This is a genomic window from Thermalbibacter longus, assembly GCF_023806485.1.
Taxonomy (GTDB): Bacteria; Chloroflexota; Chloroflexia; order Thermomicrobiales; family Thermomicrobiaceae; genus Thermalbibacter; species Thermalbibacter longus.
Map to the genome: position 1 here is coordinate 64,662 of NZ_JAMSLR010000004.1, position 23,737 is coordinate 88,398.

18 protein-coding genes and 1 tRNA gene are annotated in these 23,737 nt (G+C 66.4%); 8 read left to right on the forward strand and 11 right to left on the reverse strand.

Annotated features, from left to right (window positions below):
* Positions 1 to 263: 263 nt before the first annotated feature.
* Positions 264 to 1,247: a ribonucleotide-diphosphate reductase subunit beta gene (locus NET02_RS07080; RefSeq protein ID WP_284056684.1), complete on the reverse strand. Its 984-nt coding sequence runs from the start codon at positions 1,245 to 1,247 to the stop codon at positions 264 to 266.
* Between the two features lie 76 nt (positions 1,248 to 1,323).
* Entirely contained in the window at positions 1,324 to 3,780 is a 2,457-nt protein-coding gene (locus tag NET02_RS07085) for a ribonucleoside-diphosphate reductase subunit alpha (protein WP_284056685.1), read from the reverse strand.
* A gap of 599 nt (positions 3,781 to 4,379) precedes the next feature.
* Here NET02_RS07085 and NET02_RS07090 point away from each other — a divergent pair.
* The gene (locus NET02_RS07090) at positions 4,380 to 4,694 is read left to right on the forward strand and encodes a ferredoxin family protein (RefSeq protein WP_284056686.1); all 315 of its coding nucleotides are present in this window, start codon (positions 4,380 to 4,382) and stop codon (positions 4,692 to 4,694) included.
* Positions 4,695 to 4,788: 94 nt separating this feature from the next.
* On the opposite strand, the gene NET02_RS07095 is transcribed toward NET02_RS07090, so the two are convergent.
* Positions 4,789 to 6,006 (reverse strand): aminotransferase-like domain-containing protein, encoded by a 1,218-nt coding sequence (locus tag NET02_RS07095; protein ID WP_284056687.1) that lies wholly within the window; start codon positions 6,004 to 6,006, stop codon positions 4,789 to 4,791.
* A gap of 136 nt (positions 6,007 to 6,142) precedes the next feature.
* Between NET02_RS07095 and NET02_RS07100 the strand changes: the two genes are divergently transcribed.
* Positions 6,143 to 7,030, forward strand: coding sequence for a hypothetical protein (locus tag NET02_RS07100; RefSeq protein WP_284056688.1), 888 nt, complete (start codon positions 6,143 to 6,145; stop codon positions 7,028 to 7,030).
* Here NET02_RS07100 and NET02_RS07105 read toward each other — a convergent pair.
* From NET02_RS07105 to NET02_RS07115, 3 genes are all read right to left on the reverse strand, one after another.
* Positions 7,027 to 8,292: an MFS transporter gene (locus tag NET02_RS07105; RefSeq protein WP_284056689.1), complete on the reverse strand. Its 1,266-nt coding sequence runs from the start codon at positions 8,290 to 8,292 to the stop codon at positions 7,027 to 7,029. The two genes, NET02_RS07100 and NET02_RS07105, sit on opposite strands and share 4 nt — an antisense overlap.
* Before the next feature lie 245 nt (positions 8,293 to 8,537).
* Positions 8,538 to 9,536: a glycosyltransferase family 2 protein gene (locus NET02_RS07110; protein WP_284056690.1), complete on the reverse strand. Its 999-nt coding sequence runs from the start codon at positions 9,534 to 9,536 to the stop codon at positions 8,538 to 8,540.
* On the reverse strand, positions 9,496 to 11,412 hold the full coding sequence (locus tag NET02_RS07115; RefSeq protein ID WP_284056691.1) for a TolB family protein: 1,917 nt from the start codon (positions 11,410 to 11,412) through the stop codon (positions 9,496 to 9,498). The genes NET02_RS07110 and NET02_RS07115 overlap by 41 nt, the downstream gene beginning before the upstream one ends.
* A 329-nt stretch (positions 11,413 to 11,741) precedes the next feature.
* Here NET02_RS07115 and NET02_RS07120 point away from each other — a divergent pair, with 329 nt between their 5' ends.
* The gene (locus tag NET02_RS07120; protein ID WP_284056692.1) at positions 11,742 to 12,968 is read left to right on the forward strand and encodes an argininosuccinate synthase; all 1,227 of its coding nucleotides are present in this window, start codon (positions 11,742 to 11,744) and stop codon (positions 12,966 to 12,968) included.
* 130 nt (positions 12,969 to 13,098) lie between these two features.
* Here NET02_RS07120 and NET02_RS07125 read toward each other — a convergent pair whose 3' ends face one another.
* Complete coding sequence (locus NET02_RS07125) at positions 13,099 to 13,278, reverse strand: hypothetical protein (RefSeq protein WP_284056693.1); 180 nt, start codon at positions 13,276 to 13,278, stop codon at positions 13,099 to 13,101.
* Between the two features lie 546 nt (positions 13,279 to 13,824).
* Here NET02_RS07125 and gatB point away from each other — a divergent pair.
* From gatB to NET02_RS07140, 3 genes are all read left to right on the forward strand, one after another.
* Positions 13,825 to 15,276, forward strand: coding sequence for an Asp-tRNA(Asn)/Glu-tRNA(Gln) amidotransferase subunit GatB (gatB, locus tag NET02_RS07130; protein ID WP_284056694.1), 1,452 nt, complete (start codon positions 13,825 to 13,827; stop codon positions 15,274 to 15,276).
* A 150-nt stretch (positions 15,277 to 15,426) separates the two neighbouring features.
* The gene (locus NET02_RS07135; RefSeq protein ID WP_284056695.1) at positions 15,427 to 16,707 is read left to right on the forward strand and encodes a Glu/Leu/Phe/Val family dehydrogenase; all 1,281 of its coding nucleotides are present in this window, start codon (positions 15,427 to 15,429) and stop codon (positions 16,705 to 16,707) included.
* 463 nt (positions 16,708 to 17,170) lie between these two features.
* Positions 17,171 to 17,243 (forward strand) — tRNA-Ala (locus NET02_RS07140).
* A 339-nt stretch (positions 17,244 to 17,582) separates the two neighbouring features.
* On the opposite strand, the gene NET02_RS07145 is transcribed toward NET02_RS07140, so the two are convergent.
* Positions 17,583 to 18,887 (reverse strand): HD-GYP domain-containing protein, encoded by a 1,305-nt coding sequence (locus NET02_RS07145; protein ID WP_284056696.1) that lies wholly within the window; start codon positions 18,885 to 18,887, stop codon positions 17,583 to 17,585.
* Positions 18,888 to 19,454: 567 nt separating this feature from the next.
* On the opposite strand from NET02_RS07145, the gene rfbB reads away from it, so the two are divergent.
* Together rfbB and NET02_RS07155 are read left to right on the forward strand one after the other, a co-directional pair.
* A complete protein-coding gene (rfbB, locus tag NET02_RS07150; protein ID WP_284056697.1) occupies positions 19,455 to 20,492 on the forward strand; it encodes a dTDP-glucose 4,6-dehydratase in 1,038 nt (345 codons plus the stop codon).
* Positions 20,493 to 20,506: 14 nt separating this feature from the next.
* The gene (locus tag NET02_RS07155) at positions 20,507 to 21,220 is read left to right on the forward strand and encodes a PP2C family protein-serine/threonine phosphatase (protein WP_284056698.1); all 714 of its coding nucleotides are present in this window, start codon (positions 20,507 to 20,509) and stop codon (positions 21,218 to 21,220) included.
* A 161-nt stretch (positions 21,221 to 21,381) separates the two neighbouring features.
* Here NET02_RS07155 and NET02_RS07160 read toward each other — a convergent pair whose 3' ends face one another.
* The 3 genes from NET02_RS07160 to mce all read right to left on the reverse strand — a co-directional run bounded on the left by NET02_RS07160 (position 21,382) and on the right by mce (position 23,736).
* Complete coding sequence (locus tag NET02_RS07160; protein ID WP_284056699.1) at positions 21,382 to 21,612, reverse strand: hypothetical protein; 231 nt, start codon at positions 21,610 to 21,612, stop codon at positions 21,382 to 21,384.
* Between the two features lie 77 nt (positions 21,613 to 21,689).
* Positions 21,690 to 23,264: an acyl-CoA mutase large subunit family protein gene (locus tag NET02_RS07165; protein WP_284056700.1), complete on the reverse strand. Its 1,575-nt coding sequence runs from the start codon at positions 23,262 to 23,264 to the stop codon at positions 21,690 to 21,692.
* 31 nt (positions 23,265 to 23,295) lie between these two features.
* On the reverse strand, positions 23,296 to 23,736 hold the full coding sequence (mce, locus tag NET02_RS07170) for a methylmalonyl-CoA epimerase (protein WP_284056701.1): 441 nt from the start codon (positions 23,734 to 23,736) through the stop codon (positions 23,296 to 23,298).
* Position 23,737: the final 1 nt, after the last annotated feature.

Sequence of the window (23,737 nt, forward strand, 5' to 3'; positions counted from 1 at the left end):
CCCTCTTATAACGCGGGCTACGCTGGGCTCGCGCGAGGAGCCTCTGCAAGCGCATCCGGCCCAGGATGGCTGGATCCGTTTCACCGCGTTTGGGAACGGGTGGGGCTGGCCATCCGGGCCAGCCCCGCTACGAGCCGTACGATTCCCATGCGACAGGTCGCCTCGTCTGCCCTGACGGCCACCGGGCGAGCGCGCGGTGCCGGTGTCTACAGGGGAGGAGCACGCGTGTCGGTGCGCCGGGGGCAACCTATCCGTCAGGCGAGTCATCCTCGTGGCACGGCAACCTCGTAGCCGGTGTTGATGGCCTCGAAGAAGTTGACCTGCTCCGGCAGATCGAGCTCGGTTGCCAGCCACTTCGCCGGGTTGGGCGTGCCGAATTCGGTTCCCAGACCCAACTCCTCAAGCCGCCGGTCGGCGACGTACTCGACGTAGGCCTGCACCAACTCCGCCGAGACGCCGAGCAGCGGGCGCGGCAGCAGCGCCTCGCTGTAGCGCCGCTCCAGCTCGACGGCCTGCAAGATGAGCCCGCGCAGCTCCCGGCCCAGCTCCGGGGTGAGTGTCTCCGGGTACTCGTCGAGGAAGCCGGTGATCAGGTGCAGGCCGAAGGACAGGTGCAGGCTCTCGTCCTTGATCACCCAGTCGATGATGCTGGCCAATCCCTTGAGCAGGTTACGACGCCGGAACGAGAGCGCGAGCAGGAAGCCGGAGTAGAAGAAGATGCCCTCGAGCACGATGTAGTAGCCGACCAGGTTCTCGAGCAGTGTCTCGCGTCCGGCCCGCGTGCTCAGGTCGGGCCGGCTCCGCAGGATCTCTTCGGTGAGCCGCTGCAGGAAGTCCTCCTTGGCGCGGATGGCCGGCTCATCGCGGTGCGCGCTGAAGATCCGCTTGCGATCTACCGGCAGCGTCTTGAGCACGTACTCGAAAGCGAGCGAGTGGTTCGCCTCCTCCCAGATCTGGCGGGCCAGGTAGAGCCGGGCTTCCGGGGCGGTGACGTAGGGGTAGATGGCCAGGATCAGGTTGTGCGTGACCAGCGACTCCATCGGATTGAAGAAGCCCAGCAGCAAGCTGATGGCATGCCGGTCCTCAGGGGTCAGCCGCTCCCAGTCGCGCGCGTCCTCGCCCAGCGGCACCTCCTCCGGGAACCAGGTGTTGTGTTTCCCTTGCTGGAGGTGAGCGTAGGCCCAGGGATGCGAGAGCGGAAAGAGCTCGACCGCAGCGAGCGGGTCTCCACCGAACAGCGTGCGCATGGATCGTCCCCCTTTCGAAGTCCGTTCTCCCTCGAACCGTATCGCCAGATTTCAGGCCGAGCCGCGGGGTGCTCGATCACTGGCAGACCTCGCAGGCGAGATCGGCCGCCGGGTCGCCTTCCAGGACGTGCTCCTCGAGGTTCCAGCGCGGGCGCTTGAGCGCCTTGTTGACGCGCACGGTGCTCTGCTCCGCGTACATGCGCGGCGCCATGAAGACGTAGTAGGTCGACTTCAGCCCTAGCTCCCAGGCGGTAAGGTAGACGGCCTCCATGCGCTCTAGGGCCCGCTCCTGGAAGTAGAGGTTGCGGCTGATGCCCATGTCGACCCACTTCTGGGCGCGGGCGGCCAGGCGCACGTAGGCCTCGGGCGGTACCTGGTAAGCGGTCGGGAAGCGGCGCTTGAGATCGTCCGGGATCTCGTCGATAAAGCGCAGGTCGCCGCGCTCCTCGACCAGCCGCTCGCGGACGGACTCCCAGAGGCCACGGGCTTTGATCTCGTCGACCAGCGTCCGGTTGACCTCCAAGAACTTGCCGGAGAGGTTCTGGCGCGTGAACAGCGCCGCGTAGTACGGATCGAGGCTAGGGCTGGTGCCGGCGATTAGGCTGATGCTGGCTGTGGGCGCGATCGCCATCACCGTCCCGTTGCGCATTCCCCGCGCGACCTCGGCCCGCAGCTCGTCCCACGGCAGCCGGGCGCTACGGTCGACCGTCACCGGCCGGCCGCGCGCCGCCTCCAGGTCGTCCAGCGTATCGATGGGCAGCGTGCCGGCCGACCAGGCGCTGCCGGCGAAGCGCGGGAAGGGGCCGCGCTCGCGGGCCAGCTCGGCCGAGGCAGCGATCGCGTGGAAGCTGATCAATTCGACTACCCGATCGGTCCACTCCTCGGATGCCTCGTCCCCGTAGGCCATCCCCAGCCGGGCGAAGGCGTCGGCGAAACCCATGACGCCGAGCCCGACTGGCCGGTTCTGGAGGTTGCTGCGCCGTGCCCGCTCCACGGGGTAGAAGTTGATGTCGATGACGTTGTCGAGCATGCGGATCGCTGTTCGGACGCTCTCAGCCAGCTTCTGCTCGTCGAGCGTCAGGCCCGCGCCCGGGCTAGAGACCAGGTGCGCGACCAGGTTGACCGAGGCGAGGTTGCAGACCGCGATCTCCTCGCTGGACGTTGGCAGGAACACCTCGGTGCACAGGTTGCTCGAGTGGACGACCCCGGCGTGGCGGAGCGGCGAGCGGAGGTTGCCGGCGTCCTTGAAGACCAGCCAGGGATGCGAGGTCTCCTGCATGGTGGCCAGGATTTCCCGGAACAGGTCGCGGGCGCGCAGCTTGCGCCAGGCGCGGCGCGGTAGCTCGCCCCGCTCGGCGCGCTCGGCCAGTCGCCAGTAAGCCGCTTCGAACTCGGGCCCGTACAGCTCGCTGAGCTCGGGCGCGACCGCTGGGTCGAAGAGATACCACTCGCCGCCGGCCTGGATCTGCTTCATGAAGAGATCGGGGATCCAGAGTGCCGTGTTGGCGCGGCGCGCCCGCTGGTACGGGTCGCCGTCGTTCTTCTTCAGATCGAGGAAGGCCGGCAGTTCCAGGTGCCACGGCTCGAGGTAGATGGCCAGCGTTCCCCGGCGGCGGCCACCCTGGTTCACCGCGTTGATCAGCGCGTCGTAGAGGTGGGCGAAGGGGATGACGCCGGAGGAGCGTCCGTTGACGCCACGCACTGGAGAGCCGGCAGCTCGCAGCTTCGTCAGGCTCGCGCCCAGGCCGCCGGCGTACTTGGCGAGCTGGCCGAACTCCTCGGCGGAGGCGAGGATCGAGTCCATCGAGTCCTCCACGTCGGCCAGGTAGCAGGAAGCGAGCTGCGGGTGCGGCGTGCCGGCATTGAAGAGTGTCGGGGTCGAGGGCACCACCCGCAGTGTGCTCATGACCTCGTAGAAGCGGGCGGCCCAGGCAGTCGGGTCATCCTCCTTGAGTGCCAGGCCCATGGCGACCCGCATCCAGAAGAATTGCGGAGTCTCGAGCAGCTGGCTGTCCTCGCTCGTCGGGTCATCGCCCGGCTCCAGTTGGCGCAGCAGGTACCGGTCGATCAGCGTGGCGAGGCCGGTGTAGGTCAGGAGCTGGTCGCGCTCGGGCATCAGCCGGGCTGCCAGGGCCTCCAGCTCGAAGTCGAGCAAACGCCGATCCAGGAGCCCCGTGGAGACCGCCTGCCTGACGTAGCCCTGGAAAGCGCGGCGATATGCAGCCTCGGCGGGCTCTGCATCGCCGAGCGCCTGGCGATAGAGGTGGCGCAGGCGCAGGCGAAGGGCCACCGGCTCCAGGTCCGGCTCGAGGTGCAGGTTCTGCAGTACGGTCTCGACGAGCACAGTCTCGATCTGCCGGAGCGAGACCTCGGAGCGCCCGTTGAGCAGCGGCGTTGCTTCGCAGAGGAGTTGATCGACTGCGATCGGATCGGCACCGGCGCGCTCTAAGAGCGCGCGAGCGACCTCTGCGGGAGAAACATCTGCGTGTGACCGTCGGTCAAGTCCAGTCATCCGTTCCAGAGAGGAAAGCATCACAACCCCTTCCTGTAGCTCGCGCACGGTCCGGCGCTTCTCTGTGCGCCCAGAGCCAGCACGCGGCAGAGGGCGCCAGACGTTACCGGTGACTGAGAACGGCCATCTCACCTCCCTCGTGCCGGGCTCGCGAGCACGATCTTCCCCGCAGCCAGGAGCGCCGGAGCTCCTGACCTTGGTGCTGAGCTCGCCTAGATTGACGGGCTGTCACTATATCTAGTGTGCTATGCGTCGACGCACTACTATATATAGTGGTCTCGCCATGGGTTGTCAAGAGGCGGGTGTTCTGGAATCGACCTGGCTTGCTGATGGCTGAGATCGGAGAGAAACCTGTGAAGCGGTCGAGGAGGATCGCGCTGCAGCGCTGGTGGCGCGGACCGATGCCCGGCGGCTGGGCTGCCGGCTGGCGACGCTGATCTCGGGGACGGCCGCACGGCCGCTTTAGGAGCGGCTGGACTCGCAGGCCGTCGCCACGCTCCGCCGTTGCGTAGCCGTCAGAGGCCACGGGCCCGGGCGACACGCCATCGTGACGCGATGCGGGACGTGGTAGACTGGGCCGGTGGGCGCGAGGATCGAACGCGCTGTAGTGGGGGAAGAGCGTGGTTACGGTCGACGATACGATCAAGGATCGGGCCGGGCTGGAGCGCAAGCTGGCTATCACCAGCTACAACGTCGACCCCAGCCGGGCTCACATCCGCATCATCGACCCGGACGTCTGCCTCCAGTGCGAGCGGCAACAGTGCATCAATTGTTGCCCGGCCGCCTGCTACGCGCCCCAGCCTGACGGGCGGGTGCTCTTCTCGTACGAGGGCTGCGTCGAGTGCGGCACCTGCCGGATCGTCTGCTACGAGTTCCACAACATCGAGTGGACGTACCCGCGCGGCGGCTTCGGCGTCCAGTACCGCTACGGCTAGCCTGGCTGCGTCCAGCGCCTAGTCTCCTGAAAGCGCGGAGCCGGGCCACGAGTTGGTTGCCCGGCTCGTTCGATCTCGTCTTTTCGCCTGCTCGCTAGCCGCGGGCCGCGGCGACGCCTGCCATCGCTCGCCGCACGACCTGCGCGAGCAGAGCGATCCCTTTGTCGATCTCCTCCGGCGTCACCGCACTATACGAGAGCCGCAGGTGCCGCTCGCCGCTACCGTCGGCATAGAAGGCCGGGCCGGGGATGAAGTCCACGCCGATCTCTCGGCACTCCGGCAGGATCGCCGGGGCGCTGACGCCTTCCGGCAGCGTCAGCCAGATGAAGAAGCCACCGTTCGGCTTCGTCCAGCTTACGCCATCCGGCATCTCCCGCTCCAAGGCCCGCAGCATGTGGTCGCACTTCTGCTGGTAGATGCGGCGCAGCTCGTCCAGGTGGGCGCTGTACTTTCCGGTGCGCAGATACCAATCGGCCAACGCGGCGCTGAAGCTGTTCCGCAGGCTGTCGACACGCGCCCGGGAGAGCGCGGCCACGACCAGCTCCGGGCCAACGATGTAACCGAGCCGCAGGCCCGCGGCGATCGTCTTGGAGAGTGTGCCGCAGTAGAGCACGTTTCCCGGCTTGGCCAGGCTGTAGATCGTCGGCGGGTACTCGCCGCGGAAGCGAAGCTCGTAGTAGGCATCGTCCTCGACGATCAACAGCCCACGCTCGTCGGCCAGCCGGGCCAATGCCTCGCGCCGCTCGACGCTCAGCTCGACGCCGGCTGGGTTCTGGAAGGTGGGCAACGTGTAGAGAAACTTGGGACGCCGCCCCTCACGCTCCAGCCGGTCGAGCACCGCCGCGACCCGGTCGGGATCGATGCCGTGCTCGTCGATCGGGATACCGATCATCTCGGCACCGGCCAGCCGAAAGATCATGGTCGCGCCCATCCAGGCCGGGGCATCGAGGAGCACCGTGTCGCCGGGGTCGATCAGCGCGTCGCAGATGGTGCCGAGGCCGCTGCTGGAGCCGGCAGTGATCAGAATCTGCTCTGGCCGCGCCTCGATTCCCTGGTCGCGAGCCAGCTTCTCGGCCAGCGCGCCGTTGAGCTCATCGCCGCGGATCGGGTTCTGGTAACCGAGAGCGTCGCGCCGCTCGTGCTCGGCGAGGAACTCCGCCGCCTGCGCCATCTCGTTGAGCGGAAGGCTCGGCTCGTCCGGATCGCCGTAGACGAAGGAGATGATCCCCTCGGGGGGCGTCCGGGAGGGGCGATCAGCGGACGCGGCCAGCCGCCCACGCCGAGACCACCGCTCGGCCCAACGCTCGTCCATGCCCTGCTCCTTTCCCCGCGCGTGGTATCCTGCCAGCAGGACAGCCCTCAAGCCCTGCCGCCTCAGTATAGCGGACGGCTCGGCGGTTTGGGACGGACGGGCGTAGCGGCCTAGAGTCAGTGCACGGGGGAGGAGCATGAGCGCGAGCGTCGTGGTCGAGCCGCACTTCGTGGAGCAGATGCAGCGGGCTATCGAGCGATACCGCGACCTTGAGCCGCAGAGCATTCCGGTCGACGATCCCGAGACGCCGGAGTTGGCGATGCCCAACCGGCTGGCCTACGCGCTGGGCTGGGTGCTGGCCAGCGCCGTGGTCGGCAGCCGCTTCCCGACCGCGGCGATCGACGTGCTGCCGGTCTATCACCCGGAGCACGGGTGGGATCGTTTCCTGGTGACGCGACGCGTGAGCTGCGCGCTCCATTCAGACGAGCCTGCCGATAGCCGGGGCGTGCTATGGCTCGGCGAGGAGGACGCGCCAGTATTCACCGTCGGGCAGAGCGTGCGGTTGCCGCTGGGCACGCTCTGCCGCACCGAGCCGGCCGAGGCGATCCGTCGCCTCCTCTACGCGGTGCCTGCTCCCCGGCTGCGGCAGGGCGACCACAGCCGTTGCGCCCACACCCGGGCTGAGGCTTACCCGACTGTCCACCGGGTGGTCACAGACCTGATCGTCGACTATCCCGGCCTGATCGCCGCGCGCGAGCTGTTCATCGACGACCAGCAAGTCGACGGAGCGTATCATCCGCTCTACCTCGCGACCGGCGCGAAGCTCGAGGGCTGGACGTACGAGTATTTCCAGCTCGTCTACGGCGACCAGATCGCGTTCCTGCGCGCTGACGGCAAGCTGCTGACCTACGAGCGAGAGCCGGGCACCTGGCGCACCGTCGGCGAGCTGCCGCTCGCCGACCCGGCGGCGCTGCGCGCGCGCCTGTGCGAGGTACTTCGGCTCGGAGGCGCCTCAGAAGCGACGCCGGAAGCGCAAGGCGAGGGCGAGCCGGAAGAGAGCGGCACTGCCTCGGGCACGTCTTAGCAGAGCGCCCGCAGGGCAGGGATACGTACCGCCAGGGCCAGGATCGCCAGCGAGGACAGCGCGGCGCCGAGGGCCACCGCGTGCGGTACACCGATCTGTTCGCCGAGGAAGCCCATCGGCAGCGCGCCGAGCGGCATGAAGCCCCAGGTCAGCATGTAGATGCCCATGACCCGGCCGCGGACCTCATCGGTCACGTTGAGGTGGAGGAGGGTGTTGTTGATCGACATGTAGGACGACCCCAGCACGCCACCCAGGACGAGCATGACCAGCGAGAGAGGCAACCAGGTCGAGTAGGCGAAGACAATGATGATCAGCCCATAGACGAAGGTCGTGACCAGGATGAAGCGTCCCTTGTGCTCGATCCTCCGGAAGCCGGCGATGAACAGCGATCCGGTCAGGGCACCGAGGCCGCCAGCGGTATAGAGCAGGCCCAGTCCGCTGGCCCCCACTCCGAGGATGTCGCGAGCGTAGACCGGCAAGAGCTGGATGTACGGAAAGACCAGGATCGTCGGAATGGTGGCAAGCAGCATCAGGCCGACCAGCACGCTGCTGCGACGTACATAGTCGATACCCTCCGCCAGGTTGCGCAGAAAGGGCAACCTCACCCGCGTGGTGTCCTGCCTCGACGGGAGCTGCAAGGTGTTCACCAGCGCGATCGCCAGGCAGCCGACCTGCGCGAAGAGCGCGCCGCCGGAGCCGATGGCGGCGATCAGCGGCCCAGCAAGCGAGGGCCCGACGATGCGGGTGACGTTCATCCCTGCCGAAAGCAGGGCGATCGCGTTCTGGAGCCCCTCGCGCGGCACGAAGGTGGGCACCAGCGTCTGGCGCGTCGCGTTATTGACCGCGAGCGCCGCGCCGTTGAGGAAAGCCCCTACGAGCAGATGCCACGGGCGGGCCAGGCCGAGCGTCGTCAGGATCGCCAGCGCGAGCCCGATCCCGAGCGCGCTCGCCTGGCAGGCCACCAGCAGGTTGCGGCGATCCAGCCGGTCGATCAGCGCGCCGGCCGGAATGGACACGATAAGGAACGGGAGGCCGCTGGCGAAGCCATTGAGGCCGACCCAGAAGGGGGAGTTGGTCAACTCCAGCATCAGCCAGCCGAGCGAGACCTGGAGCATCCACTGGGCGATCTGGGTCAGCACGCTGCTGACCCAGAGGAGGCGGTAATCCCGATAGAGGATGAGCGCGGCGAAGAGTCCGCCTTCCCCGAGCCGAGCGCTTGCCCGCGCTCTCGGATCAGGCGCGGCCAGCCGGTGTCTCGCCATCCAGACTGCCTCCAGGCGCCGCGCAGCGGTGCGCGGCATCCAGGAACCGTAGCAGACGGCTGTGGCTAGCGCAAGAGGCGGATCGCTGAGGGTTGAACTGTTTTCCCACGTTTCGGGCTGGCACGCTGGTCGCGCCCGGCGCTGAAGTAGGGGCGACCGGCCGGTCGCCCCTACAGCTCCTACTGGCACCCCTCTCCCGCAAGGCGGGAGAGGGGACGGGGGTGAGGGCAGATCAGCCGGCCTCACTACCGCACAGCGCTGAGACGGCGCAGCGTCGAGGTGACCAGGGCCAGGCCGCAGCGCAGGGCGATTCCAGCGTAGACGAGCAGGTTCAACGGCAACGGCGAGTGCCTAGCATAGTGCTTGCGGTAGAAGAGGTACATCGCCCGGTAGAACTCGACGATGATACGGGGTTTGCGACGGCCACCCGAGCCGCCCTTGATGTGCGTCGCTCGCGCCTCGGGGTAGTAGTACACCTGCCAGCCACACGCCTTGATCCGGTAGGCCCAGTCGAGGTCTTCTCCGTACATGAAGTAGTCCTCATCGAGCAGGCCTGCCTGGGCCACCGCCGCGAGCCGCACCAGCATGCATGCTCCGGTAACGGCATCGACCGCCAGCGTCTCGTCAGGATCGCAGTAGGTGAGGTTGTACTGGGCCAGACGGGTGTGCTTCGGGAACCAGCGTGCCAGTCCGCTCAGCTTCCAGAGCGCGCTCGACGGCGTAGGGAATGAGCGACGGCACGCGAGGTCGAGCCTCCCGTCCGGCAGCAATACCTTGGGGCCGGCGATCCCGGCCTCGGGATGCGAGTCCAGGAAGCGGGCGAGCAGCCGGACCGCGTCAGGATCGACGAAGCAGTCGCTGTTGAGCAACAGCACGTAATCCTTGTCAAGGCGGCTCTCCTTCGCCGCCTGGGTGAGGATCTCGCGCAGAGCCAGGTTATTTGCGCGAGCAAAGCCGAGATTGCGCCCGGCCTCGATCGCGCGGGCCTGGGGGTAACGCTCCCGCAGCAGCTCGAGGCTGCCGTCGGTCGAGCCGTTATCGACGACGTAGATCCCGAGCGGGCGGTCGATGGCGCTCGCCAGCAGGTGACGCAGGCAGCGGTCGAGCAGATCGGCGGTGTTGTAGTTGACCACGACCACCCAGACCCAACCGGTGCCGGCTGGCGTCTCGGCTACTGCGAGCTGGCGATCGCTTCTGACCTGCTCATCCTCCATAGCGCCAGAGGACGTAGTGACGGCCAACATTGCCCATCTCCACTTTCCAGCCTTGTGGGTTGTCCGGAGTATAGGTCAGGCAGCGGCGCTCGAAGCACTGGATGAGCACGTCTTTCTCCTGGCCACCGACCTTCACGCGGGCCCAGTAGGCCTCGGTAATCGGGAAACCGGTGGCGAAGAACGTGGGCTCGAACAGGCGGCCGGGAACGAAGTCGGCCCCATCCCAGACGATGCTCTCCTCCTGGAGGTATTGCCAGAAGACATCGGCGATCGTGTGGTTCGTCTCCGGCACGTAGTAAGCGGCGAAGACACCGCCGGGGCCATCCTCCACGATGGTGCCGTCGCGGTGCACTCGGGCACGAATCTCCCGGCCGACCTGCGCCGCTGGGGCGGCCAGCAGGGAGCGGAGCGTCGCGTATGTCGGCCCGGTGCGGTCATCCAGGTCACCCGCGACCGGGATATTCGCCGGCTCGTGGTCGACGAACTGGCTGTCGCCGACTTGAAGCTGGCCGGTGATCAGCTCGCGCACCAGAAGGCCGTTGGTCACGAACCAGCGGCTCGAGCGGTCACCCGACGGCTGGTTCACCTCCATCCGGCTCTTGTCCCAGTACTGGACGGCTCTCCGGCCGCCAGCGGCGTCGGCATACCGCTCTTCCAGCGTCAGGAAAGGCTCCGGGCCCCAGATCCAGGTTCGCGCCACGGCGCCGGCAGCAACTGGCCGGTCCTCGCGGTCCCACACCGCTCTCCAGGAGCGCATTACCACTGGACTAATCGCCGAGGGTTGCCAGGCAGCCCAACCGGCCCGCTGGAGGCTGCCCGTCTGGCCAGCCCGCAGGTCGCGGACGATGACTTCCGGCGGCTTCCCGTGCGGCGTATCGAGGAACGCTAGACGGCTCCCGTCAGGCGAGACGGCCAGGAGCATCCGGTAGTCATCAGGTACCAGCACGGTTCGCTCGCCGCTGCTGAGATCCAACCGCGTGACCATCGTCGGGTAGCTCCGGGCGACGTAGGCAAATCGACCCAGCGGGTCGACCCAGACGTAGCTTTCCGGCAACGCTTTCGAGGGGTAGCCGATCGGCAAGTCGGCGAACACGCGCTCCTGCAGATTGTTGAGGTCGAGTACGACGAGGTCATCCCCACCGTTGCGGAAATCCAGAAACAGCAGTCGCTGCCCGTCAGGAGTGATTTGGAACGGTCCGCTGCACGGGTTCGGGAAGCGGTTGGCGATCCGCCGCGCCGTACCGCTCTGCACGTTGTAGCTCCACACGGTCGCGTCGGCAGCCGAGGCATACAGCAGCCGCAGGCTGTCTCCAGCCCAGGTGAAGGCCCCGAAGGAGCGGGCCGCGATCCTGGTCTGCCCGCTCGCCAGGTCCACCCAACCGAGCTCGAGTACCGGGCAATCGGTGTAGTCCGGCACGCCAGTGGGGCGAGTGAAGCCGAGATAACGCCCATCCGGAGACCAGACCAGGCTCGTTGCGCCCACCTGGTATTGGCCGGCTGGCTCGCCGTCGCGGTTGACGACCTGGACGGTGCCCTCATTCACATACGCCAGCCAGCGCCCATCCCACGACCAGGCGGGATGGATGCCCGGCCCCAGTTCGCGGGTTACTGGCTCGGGGAGGAAGCGGGCGAGACCGACGACACTGCGCCCGTCGCGCAGGAAGGTGTAAGCTAGCCGATCGCCGTCTCCCGACCAGACCGCGCCGGTAACCGCAACGCCATTGGTAAGCTGTTGCCGCCAGTTGCCCTGATCGTCGCCGATCCAGAGCGTGCGATCGCGATCGATGTAGGCCAGCAGCCGTCCCGGCTCGACCGTGGCGGCGGAGGCGGTCGAAGCCGGCAGCGACGTGAGCGTGAGTGCCAGCACGAACAGCGGTATCCACCAGGACTGTCGTCGTGCGCTCACCCTCGATCCCTTCCCTAGCCCTTCTTGCTTCCCGAGCGCGATGGCCCGGAAGAGGATGATACCCCAGCGCTGAGCCGGCTCGAAACCTCGGGCGTGGCGGCGCGCTGCTTGACGCCGCCGCTCCAGCCTGATAGGCTACCAGCTATGCGGCGGCGCGGCTTGCCGCCCCAGGAGGATGCACGCGGCCATGCTCTATCGAATGCCCGGACGCGCCAGGTACAGGTGACGGCAGCCAGGTTGGCTGCTCGTTCGCTGCACCTGGGTGTGATGGAGACATTCGGTCTCGCTCCAGGTACCACGCTGGAGCTGCGATGAAAGGAGCATGGCACATGGCGGAGAAGACCCCGATCAAGAAAGTTGTCCTCGCCTACTCCGGCGGTCTGGACACCTCGGTTATCCTCAAGTGGATCAAGCAGACCTACGGCTGTGAGGTCATCGCTTTCACCGCCGATATCGGCCAAGGTGACGACTTCGCTGCCATCGAGGCCAAGGCGCTGGCCACCGGCGCCTCCAAAGTCTATGTCAAGGATCTGAAAGAGGAGTTTCTCACCAAGTACGCGTTCCCGACCTTGCGGGCGGGCGCAGTCTACGAGCGCAAATACCTGCTCGGCACGAGCTTCGCCCGGCCGCTGATCGCTGCGCACCAGGTCGAAGTCGCCAAGCTGGAGGGTGCCGACGCCGTCGCCCACGGCTGCACCGGCAAGGGGAATGACCAGGTGCGCTTCGAGCTGACCTACAAGGCGCTCGCGCCCGAGCTGAAGGTGATCGCTCCGTGGCGGCAGTGGGATCTGGGCGGGCGCGAGGATCTGCTCGAGTATGCCAATGCCCACGGGATCCCGGTAAGCCAGTCGAAGCAGAACATCTACAGCCGGGACCAGAATCTCTGGCATCTCAGCCACGAGGGCGGCGAACTCGAAGATCCCTGGCAGGAACCGAACGAGGCGATGTTCCAGCTCACGGTCAGCCCAGAGGCAGCGCCAGACACGCCGCAGGAGCTGGTCATCGGCTTCGAGGAGGGCTATCCGGTCAGTATCGATGGCCAGGCGATGGGACCGGTCACCCTGGTGACGACACTGAACGAGATCGGTGGACAGCACGGTATTGGCCGCATCGACCTGGTCGAGAACCGTCTGGTCGGGATGAAGAGCCGGGGTGTCTACGAGCAGCCAGGGGCTACCATCCTCGCAACGGCGCACAAGGAACTGGAGTCGCTCGTCCTCGACCGGGAAACGCTCCACTACAAGGATCTGGTGGCCCAGAAATATGCCGAGCTGGTCTACTACGGGCTGTGGTTCACACCGCTCCGCGAGGCGCTGGACGCGTTCGTGGACGTGACGCAGAAGCCAGTGACCGGAGAGGTCCGGCTGAAACTCTACAAGGGGAATTGCATCGTCACCGGACGGAAGTCCCCGTACTCGCTCTACCACGAGGCGTTTGCGACCTTCAGCAGCGACCCGATCTACGACCATGCGGATGCACAGGGGTTCATCAACCTCTTCGGGTTGCCGCTCAAGGTGGCCGCTCTGTTGAAGCAACAGGGCACGACCGCCCAGTAGAGTCTCTCAGGTAAAGGGACCGGCCGGAGCCGCTCAAAGCTCCGGCCGGTTCGCCGTCTCATGGTCAGGTGCCAGGTGTCGGACTCGGGCGTGGTCAGCCTGCGCGCAAGCTTCGAGACGACCCGGCAGCCTACAGAAAGATGATGCCGAGGATCATGCCGACGATGAGTGTCAGCACGCCCGCGCCGACCAGCGCAACGAAGGTGAGAAAGCCGAAACCGTAGCGGTACTCGTGGTCGAGTATCCCGGCGCGCTCAGCCCGTTCGACCCGCTCCGCAACCAGGGCCTGCACATTCTGTCCGTCTGCCACTGCTCTTCGCACTCCTTCCGCCAGGTGCCAGGTCGCCGTCAAATCGCCGGGAGTAAGATACCAGATCGGGACCCGGATTGCGATGCCCTTCACAAACCGGTTGCCACCCGGGGGCAGGGGGAGACCCGATAGAGCATGACTGATTGTTGTGGAGGACGACCGTCAGGTCGCCCCTACGGGGGTCAAAGGGGCGGCTAGCGAAGCCCTGGGAGGATCGCCATCGGAGACCTCGCCGCACAGCCCGCTCTGCGGCACAAAAAACGCGGAGCACCGGGGGACGTAGTGCTCCGCGCCAAGGGAAGGGAAGGGATTGGGTTCCGGGATGGCAGTGGAGGCTGCCCATCCCAGCGATCATAGTATACCCGTTTGACATAAGCGGTGCAAGGGCAAGTGGTACCAGCCGGTGGACGGCGGTTCGCGCTCGTCGTCCTCGTCTCTCCGATCGACCAAGGGAGAATAGCCGGCCGCAGCAGCATGCATGCTATACTGGCGCCGGAAGCGCCGTGTGTCGAGTACCAGGCGCGAGCAGTCTCGGGGGTGAGACGCGTGGAGTTCGAGACCGTCATCGGGCTGGAAGTGCATGCCCAACTTCTCACCCGGTCGAAGATGTTCTGTGGCTGCTCGGCCGAGTATGCGGGCGCCGAGCCGAACACGCACGTCTGCCCGGTCTGCCTGGGGCTACCCGGCTCGCTCCCAGTCATCAACCGGCAGGCTGTCGTCTCGACGGTGATGACTGGGCTGGCGCTCAACTGCCGGATACCTCCGTACAGCAAATTCGACCGCAAGAACTACATGTACCCCGACCTGATGAAGGGGTATCAGATCTCGCAGTACGACTTGCCGCTGTGCGTCGAGGGTTATCTCGAGTTCCAGCACGATGGCCAGCGGAAGCGCGTCGGCATCCGGCGGGTGCATCTGGAAGAGGACACGGCTCGGCTGGTGCACCGGACCTGGAACGGTACGGGCTACAGCCTGGTCGATGTCAATCGCTCGGGAGTGCCGCTGATCGAGATCGTGACCGAGCCAGATCTACGCTCGCCGGAGGAGGCCCGCGCTTTTCTGATGGCGCTACGCCAGGTGCTCCGCTACCTGGGCGTCTCCACCGCGAACATGGAGGAAGGCGCCTTCCGCTGCGACGCCAACATCTCGCAGCGCAGCCTGGACGGGTCCGTTGTCGGGCCTAAGGTCGAGATCAAGAACATGAACAGTTTCCGCTCGGTCGAGCGGGCGCTGGCATACGAGGTGGAGCGCCAGCGCTCGGCTCTGCGGCGTGGCGAGCCACTCGTGCAGGAGACCCGAGGCTGGCTCGAAGATCAGGAGATCACGGTCTCGCAGCGAACCAAGGAATACGCCGAGGACTACCGGTACTTCCCGGAGCCCGATCTACCGCCGATCTTCCTGACCGAGACTGATCTGGTCGAGATCAGGGCGCGGATGCCGGAGCTGCCGCTTACCCGCTTCGAACGCTTCGTGCGCGACTACGCTCTCGGGGCGGCAGAGGCCGGCCTGCTCACCGAGGAGCGGGCCGTGGCCGACTATTTCGAGGCATGCGTGCAGGGTGATCGTGAGATTGCCCGCCAGGCGGCGAATTGGATCACCGGCGAGCTCTTCGCGCTGATGCGAGAGCGCGTCGTCGACATCGACGGAGTGGGAGTGAGGCCGGGGCAACTGCGCCAGCTTATCGAGCTGGTTCGGCGCGGAACCATCAATGCCCTGACGGCGAAGGAAGTCCTGGTGGCAGTGAGCGAGACTGGCCAGGATCCTGACGCCATCGTGGCCGAGCGCGGGCTGGCGCAGGTGAGCGATGAAGCTCAGCTCCGTGCAGTGGTGCAACGAGTGATCGAGCAGAACCCGAAGGCGGTGGCCGATTACCGGCGCGGTAAAGGCGCGGCGATCGGTTTCCTGCTCGGTCAGGTCATGAAGGACCTGCGCGGCAGGGCCAACCCTGCCGTAGCCAGGAAGCTGCTCGAAGAGACTCTCGGTGCGCCGGTGGAGTGAATCCACCGGCGTTCGTTTCTGCTCTGCTTGACGAGCGAAACGGTGGGCAACGAGGCTCGCCCGGGTTAGGCACGATGCGGTGCCCTGACCTGCAGGGCGGAGCGTCTCTGCCGGACGGAACTTGATCGTGAGTGCAGAAGAGGCGTGGCCATGGTGATTACCAGTCCTGTCGTGCGGGAGAAACCACAGCAAAGTCTCTTCGACGTCGCGGTCGAGCAGTTCAATATCGCGGCCGACGTGATCGGCCTCGACGACGACCTGCGACGGATCCTCAGTACCTGCAAGCGCGAGCTGATCGTCCACTTCCCGGTAGAGATGGACGACGGCTCGGTCCAAGTCTTCACCGGCTTTCGCGTCCAGCACAATCTCGCCGCGGGGCCGTCCAAGGGCGGGATCCGCTATCACCCCGACGTCACGCTGGACGAGGTGAAGGCGCTGGCGATGTGGATGACTTGGAAGTGCGCCGTCATGGGGCTGCCGTACGGCGGCGCGAAGGGCGGCGTCCAGGTTGACCCGAAGCAGCTCTCCCAGAACGAGCTGCAGAACCTGACCCGGCGCTACGCGACCGAGATCTCGCTTGTGATCGGCCCGCACACCGATATCCCCGCGCCCGACGTCAATACCAACCCGCAGGTGATGGCGTGGATCCTCGACACCTACAGCATGCACCGCGGCGGGGTTGCGGTCCCAGCGGTCGTGACTGGTAAGCCGCTGCAGCTCGGCGGCTCGGCGGGCCGGCTGGAGGCGACCGGCCGCGGCGTCGTCTTCGCGATAGAGGAGGCATCGCGGGTGTACGGCCTTGATCTTGGGAAGGCGACGGTCGCAATTCAAGGATTCGGCAATGTTGGCTCGGTCGCGGCACGGCTGCTGCACGAGCACGGAGTGCGGGTGGTGGCGGTGACCGACGTCAATGGCGGCGTCTGGAACCCGAAGGGGCTCGATATCCGCGCCCTGCTCGAGCACGCACGGGCCACCGGGACGGTGGCCGGCTTCACCGAAGGGGAGGCCATCACTAACCGTGAACTCTTCGAGCTGCCGTGCGACATCCTTATCCCGGCAGCGATCGAGCGGCAGATCACGCAGGAGAACGCGCCGCGCATCAAGGCCAGGCTCATCGCCGAGGCGGCCAACGGCCCCACGACGCCCGAGGCCGACCGCATCCTGTTCGACCGCGGCATCATCGTGCTGCCCGACATCTACGCCAATGCCGGTGGGGTGACCGTGTCGTACTTCGAGTGGGTGCAGAGCCTGCAGCACTTCTACTGGTCGGAAGCGGAGGTCAACAGCCGGCTCAAGGAGATCATGACGCGGAGCTTCCACGCCATCCGTGGTGTGGCTGAGCAGTACCACGTGCATATGCGCACGGCGGCGCTAGCACTCGCCATCCAGCGCGTGGCCGAGATCACCCGGCTGCGAGGCATTTACCCGTAGGGCACAGCGGTGTCCGTTACCCTGGCGCCTCGCTGGAACGAGGCTCGTACTCGGTCGAGTGCCGGGAATCAACTACCACGCAGCTCCTCGCCCCTCGCCCGACGAGCCGGCGAGGCGTGGTCGAGCCTGAAACATGGTGACTCCAAGGCGGGGTGAGCGCGAGCCGAGGCGCGGTGGAAACGAATATTGCCATCCGGCTCTCGGCCTTGGCTGATGTGTGAGGGGCGACCGGCCGGTCGCCCCTACCACTTGCGAGGCTCGCGGGGGCGCTAAGAAAGCCTCAATGCCGTGGCCGGGCGCGTCTCCCGCGCGTGGCAGGAGAGAGGTGTCCTATGGGTGGCTGCCCACCGCGCGATCCCCGAGCCGGCTATGGCGGCGAGCGGGATCGAGCAGTGTTTGACGCTGACTCGCTCGTTATGCTAGATTTACACGTGCGCTCGGTACTCGTGCGCCGAGTTTGCCTGGGGCTGTAGCTCAGCTGGGAGAGCACAACGCTGGCAGCGTTGGGGTCAGGGGTTCGAGTCCCCTCAGCTCCACCGGATGACGAGAGGTGATGCCCCTTCCGGCCCGGACCGCGAAACGGTTCGGGCCGCTTCTATTCATGCCGCTGGCCCGTCATCACCCCTGAGCGTCGAGCAGCGCGGTGAGGGTCACGGCGGGCGCTGGCGTGTCTAGGTGCCGGCGCTGCCCATGCATCCCTCGAGGCTCTCATAAGGAAGCCTAGCCGTGAGCCTCGGCCGCTTCAATTCGGTCGAGGTACTATCTGGCGTAGCTGGCCGCCGGAACGGTCCTCAGGCTGTCTGCCGGTAGGCACGGCGAATCAGTTACCGTCGATACGGGGATTCGAACTGAACGGTTCGCGGTCTATCTCGGGGCTACTCGGACGGGGCCACGTCGAGCACCTGGGGCACGGCCTGCCGCTCTGGCACCTCAGCAGCGATTGCGCGCTCGAAGGCCGCCACGACGGCGGGGTCGAACTGGGTGCCCGCGCAGCGGCGGATCTCGGCCATCGCCTGCTCATGCGTCATAGCCGGCCGGTAGGCGCGGTTGCTCGTCATGGCGTCGTAGGTGTCGGCGACCGCGATGACGCGCGAGCCGAAGGGGATCTGCTCGCCAGCAAGACCGTCCGGGTAGCCCTTGCCGTCCCAGCGCTCGTGGTGATGCCGCACGATGCGGACGATCTGGCGGTAGGGCGTGAGCCGGCGGAGGATCTCGCTGCCCTCGACCGGGTGGCGCTTGATGATGGCGAACTCCTCGTCGGTGAGGCGTCCGGGCTTGGAGAGGACGTAGTCGGTGGTCGCGATCTTGCCCAGGTCGTGGATGCGCGCGGCGGAGAGGATGGCTTCGAACTCCTCGTATGGGAGGTCCGGGAACTGCTTCAGGATCATCTCGGCGAGATGAGCGACGCGCTGCGAGTGCTCGGAGGTGTAGGGATCGCGCCGGTCGAGCAGGTCGGCGAGCAGCTCGAAGGTGGCCTGCGTCTCATGGTGGAGCTGGCGGTAGTTCCGGAACGCGAAGTAGGGGCCGAGCAGCGGGATGATCATGAGCACCAGGGCGAGCGGATTCTCGCGCGCCAAGACAGGATATAGGGTGCCGAGCGCTGGGAGCGCCAGGAATTCGACTAGGAGTCCACGGGCGGCCGCTCTCCAGAGGTGCCACGGGCTCGTTCCCCCGGCTTGAGAGAGAATTACTGACAGGAAGATTGACTGTGCGAAACTGAAAGCCCCAGCGGCCAGGAGTGCCGCTGCGAAGTTTTGCAGTGTCGTGATCGGTGTCAACTTGAGATCAGCGAAGCTTACGTAGACCCACCCGGCGAGAAAAGTCGATAGCGCGCAGTTGATGGAATTGACAATGAGTTTGATCGGCTCGCGCCGATCGATGACATCCTCGACAAGAGAGCCAGCTACCGCAATTACCGTTCCCGGCAACGGCCCGAAGGTCAAAGCGGCCGCGAAGCACAACGCCGATGACACCGAGACGGTAATGCGCAAACGCGAGACAGGCAAGTCGATCGCAGATAAATCGGAGACAGCGATTCCTGCAATCAGGATAGCTGCGGCGACGACAAGCTGCCATGTTATGGGCGGTGCCCAGAGTGTGGGGCCGACTAACCCTATGATGCCCAGGCTGAGGACCGCGAAGAGGCCAACTATGGCGTACAGGCGATGTGGATGTTCCACGAGTTCCCCCTGGCATCGGGGTGCAGACACCCGGAGTCGTATGCCGCGCTCAGTTTACTACACGACACACCTCTCGCGGCGATCGTATGCGGCAAATCACACAAAAGTACTACCCTTGGAGCGCGACAGGCCGCTGATTTGAAGACAGCGGCCTGCGCACTTCGTTCGCTAGTCTGGAACGGAAACTGAGAATTCTGACAGCTTCTGGACAGTGACCGATCCTAGCGGCTCAGCCCCTGCCTACTGCCACTTCCAGCCCTTCCACTTCATAGAGGTGATCCCCCTTCCCAATACAAAACACCCTCTACGAACTGCGCGCCCGCGACTCGACGCGCCGACCGTGCTAGTACCAGAGATCCAGGACCGCCGGTACTCAGGTCATGTTTATACTAGTACTTACGAACCGATTTGTCAAGACTCTGGTACTACCCAAGCGCGCCTGGAGTTCCTAGTGCCGGAATCGCTCGCTGGTACCGGAGACCTAGCTCCTTCGTACCGCCATTGCGAGGCGTGGCGCCGCTCTGCTACGCTCAGGCGTCGAGCCGCACGCGCGGCCGTGGAGGTGTGATGGAGATCGCTCGCTTCCGGCGCATCCTCGTCACTGGTGGCGCTGGCTTTATCGGCAGCAACTTCGCTCGCTACCTGCTCGAGCAGGGAGCACCCGAGATCGTCGTGCTCGACAAGCTGACGTATGCCGGGAACCTCGCTAACCTGGCTGACCTGGCCGGGCGGCCGGGGTTTCGCTTCATCCAGGGCGATATCGCTGATCCGGCGGCCGTCGCCGCAGCCATGGAGAACTGCGACGCCGTGGTCAACTTCGCCGCCGAGACGCACGTCGACCGTTCGCTGCTGGAGCCGGCGGCGTTCATCCAGACGAATGTCCAGGGCACCTACGTGTTGCTGGAGACAGCCGTGCGCTGCGGCGTCGAGCGCTTCGTCCAGGTGAGCACCGACGAGGTCTACGGTGAGGTGTTGACCGGCAGATCGCGCGAATCTGATCCGCTCCGGCCGCGTAATCCCTACTCCGCCAGCAAGGCCAGCGGCGACCTCTTTGCCCTGGCCTACTACGCATCCTATGGCCTCCCAGTGATGGTGACCCGCGGAGCCAATACCTATGGACCCTACCAGCACCCTGAGAAGTTCATCCCGCTCTCGGTCACCAACCTGCTCGAGGGCCGTCCCATCCCGATCTATGGAGACGGTCGCCAGGAGCGTGACTGGCTCCACGTCCGCGATCACTGCCGCGCGATCGCCCTCGTGCTCACCAGAGGCGAGCCGGGACAGGTCTACAACGTCGGCGCCGGCAACCACCGGCCGAACCTCGAGGTTGCCCGCACCATCGTGCGCCTCTTGGGACTGTCGGATGACCTGATCCAGCACGTCGCCGACCGGCCGGGCCACGACCGGCGGTATGCGGTCGATGCCTCGAAGATCGAGGCGCTCGGTTGGACTCCCGAGATCCCGTTCGATGAGGGTCTGGCCGAGACCGTGCGCTGGTACGAGGCTCACCGGGAGTGGTGGACCCCGTTGAAGTCCGGCGAGTTCGCCGACTACTACCGGCGGAACTACGGCGCGCGCGGAGTTCTCGGGCGGGGTGAACAGTAGGGGGAGCTGTCCCGGTGGCGGTGACGATCGAGCTGGCGATCCAGAAGACCCATCGCTTCGGCAGTCGCGAGAGCGGAGACACGGCAGAGGTCATCGAGCGGCCCGGTGGAGGCATCTCGGTTGTGCTGGTCGATGGGCAGGGGCACGGGGCGGCGGCCAAGCTGCTGAGCGTTCAGGTTGCCGGGCGGGTGGTGTCCTTGCTCAACGAGGGGGTGCGCGACGGCGCGGCGGCGCGGGCCGCGCACGACTTTCTGTTCGCGATGCGGGGCGGAAGGGTGTCGGCCGCGCTCGACATTCTGTCGGTGGATCTGGCCAGCTCGACCCTCGTGATTACCCGCAACAGCGAGGTGCCGATGGTTCTGCGCCGGAACGGCGAGCCGCGGCTCGTCGTCGAGTCCGGCGGCCGCATCGGCATCTACCGGCACACCCGGCCATGGGTTTTGGAGGTGGGGATCGAGCCGGGTTTGGCTGTGGTGCTGGTGACCGACGGCGTGGTGGCGGCCGGCGAGCGCTGGAGCCGGCGCTTCGATCTCCTGACGGCGGTCGAGGGGGCGCTGGCGCGGGCGCCGGACGCTGAGAGCACAGCGGAGGCGGTGCTACACGCGGCGCTGGAAGCTGACCGTGGTTGCCCGCAAGACGACATGTCGGTCGTTGTGCTGCGACTGCGGCCTGGTGGGGCACCGCAGCCTGTGCGCCGGCTCCGGGTCGACTTCCCCTTGCCGGAGTAGGTCGGTGACGGACTCTACCTCGTGGCGTCGGGCTGAGTTCGGGTTGCTTGCGGCGCCACGAGGCAAGGGTAGGAAGCCCACGTCCCAGCAGCTCTTCCCGAGAGCCGGCGCTGTGCGTGCGCGAGCGGCTGCATGATGGCGGGCTTGCCAGAGGGGTGTGGTCAGCGGCGAAAGCGGCCAGCCTCCAGCGCTCTCCGCTCGCGCAGGCTCCAGCCGGTAAGCGGCCCCAATTCACGGATGCTCTGGGTGCCGTCGTGTAGCGCCGGGCTCACAGCGGCCGGAGATCGGTGCCCGGTCGTGCAGGAGAGAACGAGGCGCTCGGAGTGAACGCGCCGATCACGGTCGCGGGCGACACTGGCAACTGTCCGGCAGGGACGACGCTGTCTATGCATGGTCAGCTCCAGCTCCACCACCGCGAAGTTCAGGCCGGGACGAGCCCGGGATGCCGTGGACGCCTCGACACCCGCGCTCAGAATCCGGGCCGGTACTCGCCCCAGACCTGCCGGAGCCGCCCGCAGATCTGTCCCAGGGTCGCGCCCGCCAGCAAGGCATCCTTCATCACCGGCAGCATGTTCTCGGCACCGCGGGCAGCTCGCTCGATCGCATCCAGCGCCGCGGCCACCCTCGTTGGATCCTGTCTCGCGCGGTACTCGCGTACCCGCGCGACCTGTCGCTCCACCGCCGTCTCGTCAAGGCGGTGAACCGGTACCTCGACCTCATGCTCATCCTGGTACGTGTTCACGCCGACCACTGTCCGCTCGCCCGAGGTCACGCGCAGCTCCCAGGCGTAGGCGCTCTCAGCGATCCGCTCCTGGATCCAGCCTTGCTCGATCGCGGCGACTGCTCCGCCGAGTGCCTCGATCTCGTCGATGATCTCCCAGGCGCGCGCTTCGATCTGGTCGGTCAACTCCTCGACGAAGTAGGAGCCGCCGAGCGGGTCGGCGGTGTCTGCCACGCCGGTCTCCTCAGCCAGGATCTGCTGCGTGCGGAGCGCCAGCGTCGCTGACTCCTCGGTCGGCAGGCCCAGCGCTTCATCGTAGGCGTTGGTATGCAGGCTCTGGGTGCCCCCGAGCACCGCGCTCAGCGCCTGGTAAGCCACCCGCACGACGTTGTTGAGCGGCTGCTGGGCAGTCAGCGTGCAGCCGCAGGTCTGAGTGTGGAAGCGCAGCATCATCGAGCGCGGGTTCTGCGCGCCGAACCGCTCGCGCATGATTCTGGCCCACATGCGCCGGGCAGCGCGAAACTTCGCGATCTCCTCGAAGAAGTTGCTGTGCGCGCCGAAGAAGAAGCTCAGCCGTGGGGCGAACTCGTCGATCTGCAAGCCGGCCTCGATCGCCGCGCGCACGTAGGCGATGGCGTTGGCGAGCGTGAACGCGACCTCCTGCACGGCGGTCGCGCCGGCCTCCCGCATGTGGTAGCCGCTGATGCTGATAGTGTTCCAGTTCGGCAGGTGAACGCGACAGTATGCGAAGGTATCGGTCACCAGGCGCATGGAGGGGGCTGGAGGGAAGATGTACGTCCCCCGAGCCGCGTATTCCTTCAGGATGTCGTTCTGAATCGTACCCCGGAGTTCTCGCGGGTCAGCGCCCTGCTCTTCGGCCACGATCTGGTACATCAAGAGGAGCAGCGCTGCCGGTGCGTTGATGGTCATCGAGGTCGTCACCCTGGCGAGCTGGATGCCATCGAACAGGCGGCGCATGTCGTCGAGCGTGCTGATCGCAACACCGACCCGGCCGACCTCCGGCCGGGCCAGCGCGTGGTCGGAGTCGTACCCGAGCTGGGTGGGGAGGTCGAAGGCGACGCTGAGCCCCATCTGGCCGCGCTCGAGCAACAGCTTGAACCGGCGGTTCGTCTCCTCGGCCGAGGCGTAGCCGGCGTACTGGCGAATGGTCCACTTCTTGCCCCGGTACATGGTGGGGTGAATACCGCGGGTGTAGGGATACTGCCCAGGGTCAGGCTCGGCCGCGCGGCCGCTGTCCCGGTACACCGGCTCGATCTCGATCCCGGAGTCGGTCACGACGCGCTCGAGTTCGGTCTGGCTCATGCCCACGCTCCTCGGACGGCTCGATGTCGCCCTACTGCGCTTCTGAGGCCGGGGCGACCTCGACCAGTTCGGTCAAGACTCCATTGCAGGAACGGGGATGAATGAACGCCACCCGCCAGCCGTGCAGGCCAGTGCGGGGCTCGCGGTCGACAAGCTCGAAGCCGGCCGATTCGAGCCGCCGCAGCGCCGCAGCCAGATCAGTCACGGCGTAGGCGACGTGGTGGACGCCGTCTCCACGAGCGGCCAGGAAGCGGGCCACGCCGCTCTCCGGGTCTAGCGGGGTCAGGAGCTCCAGATAGTCGTCGCCGGCGGCGAAGGCGGCAAGGCGGACGCCTTGCTCGGGCATTTCGATCAGGTCGAGCAGGCGAAAGCCGAGGCGCCGGTAGGTCTCCGTTGCCGCGGCTAGATCGGCCACGACGATCCCGACGTGGTGGATACCGAGAATCGTGATCGGTGGTGCGAGGACGTCCACG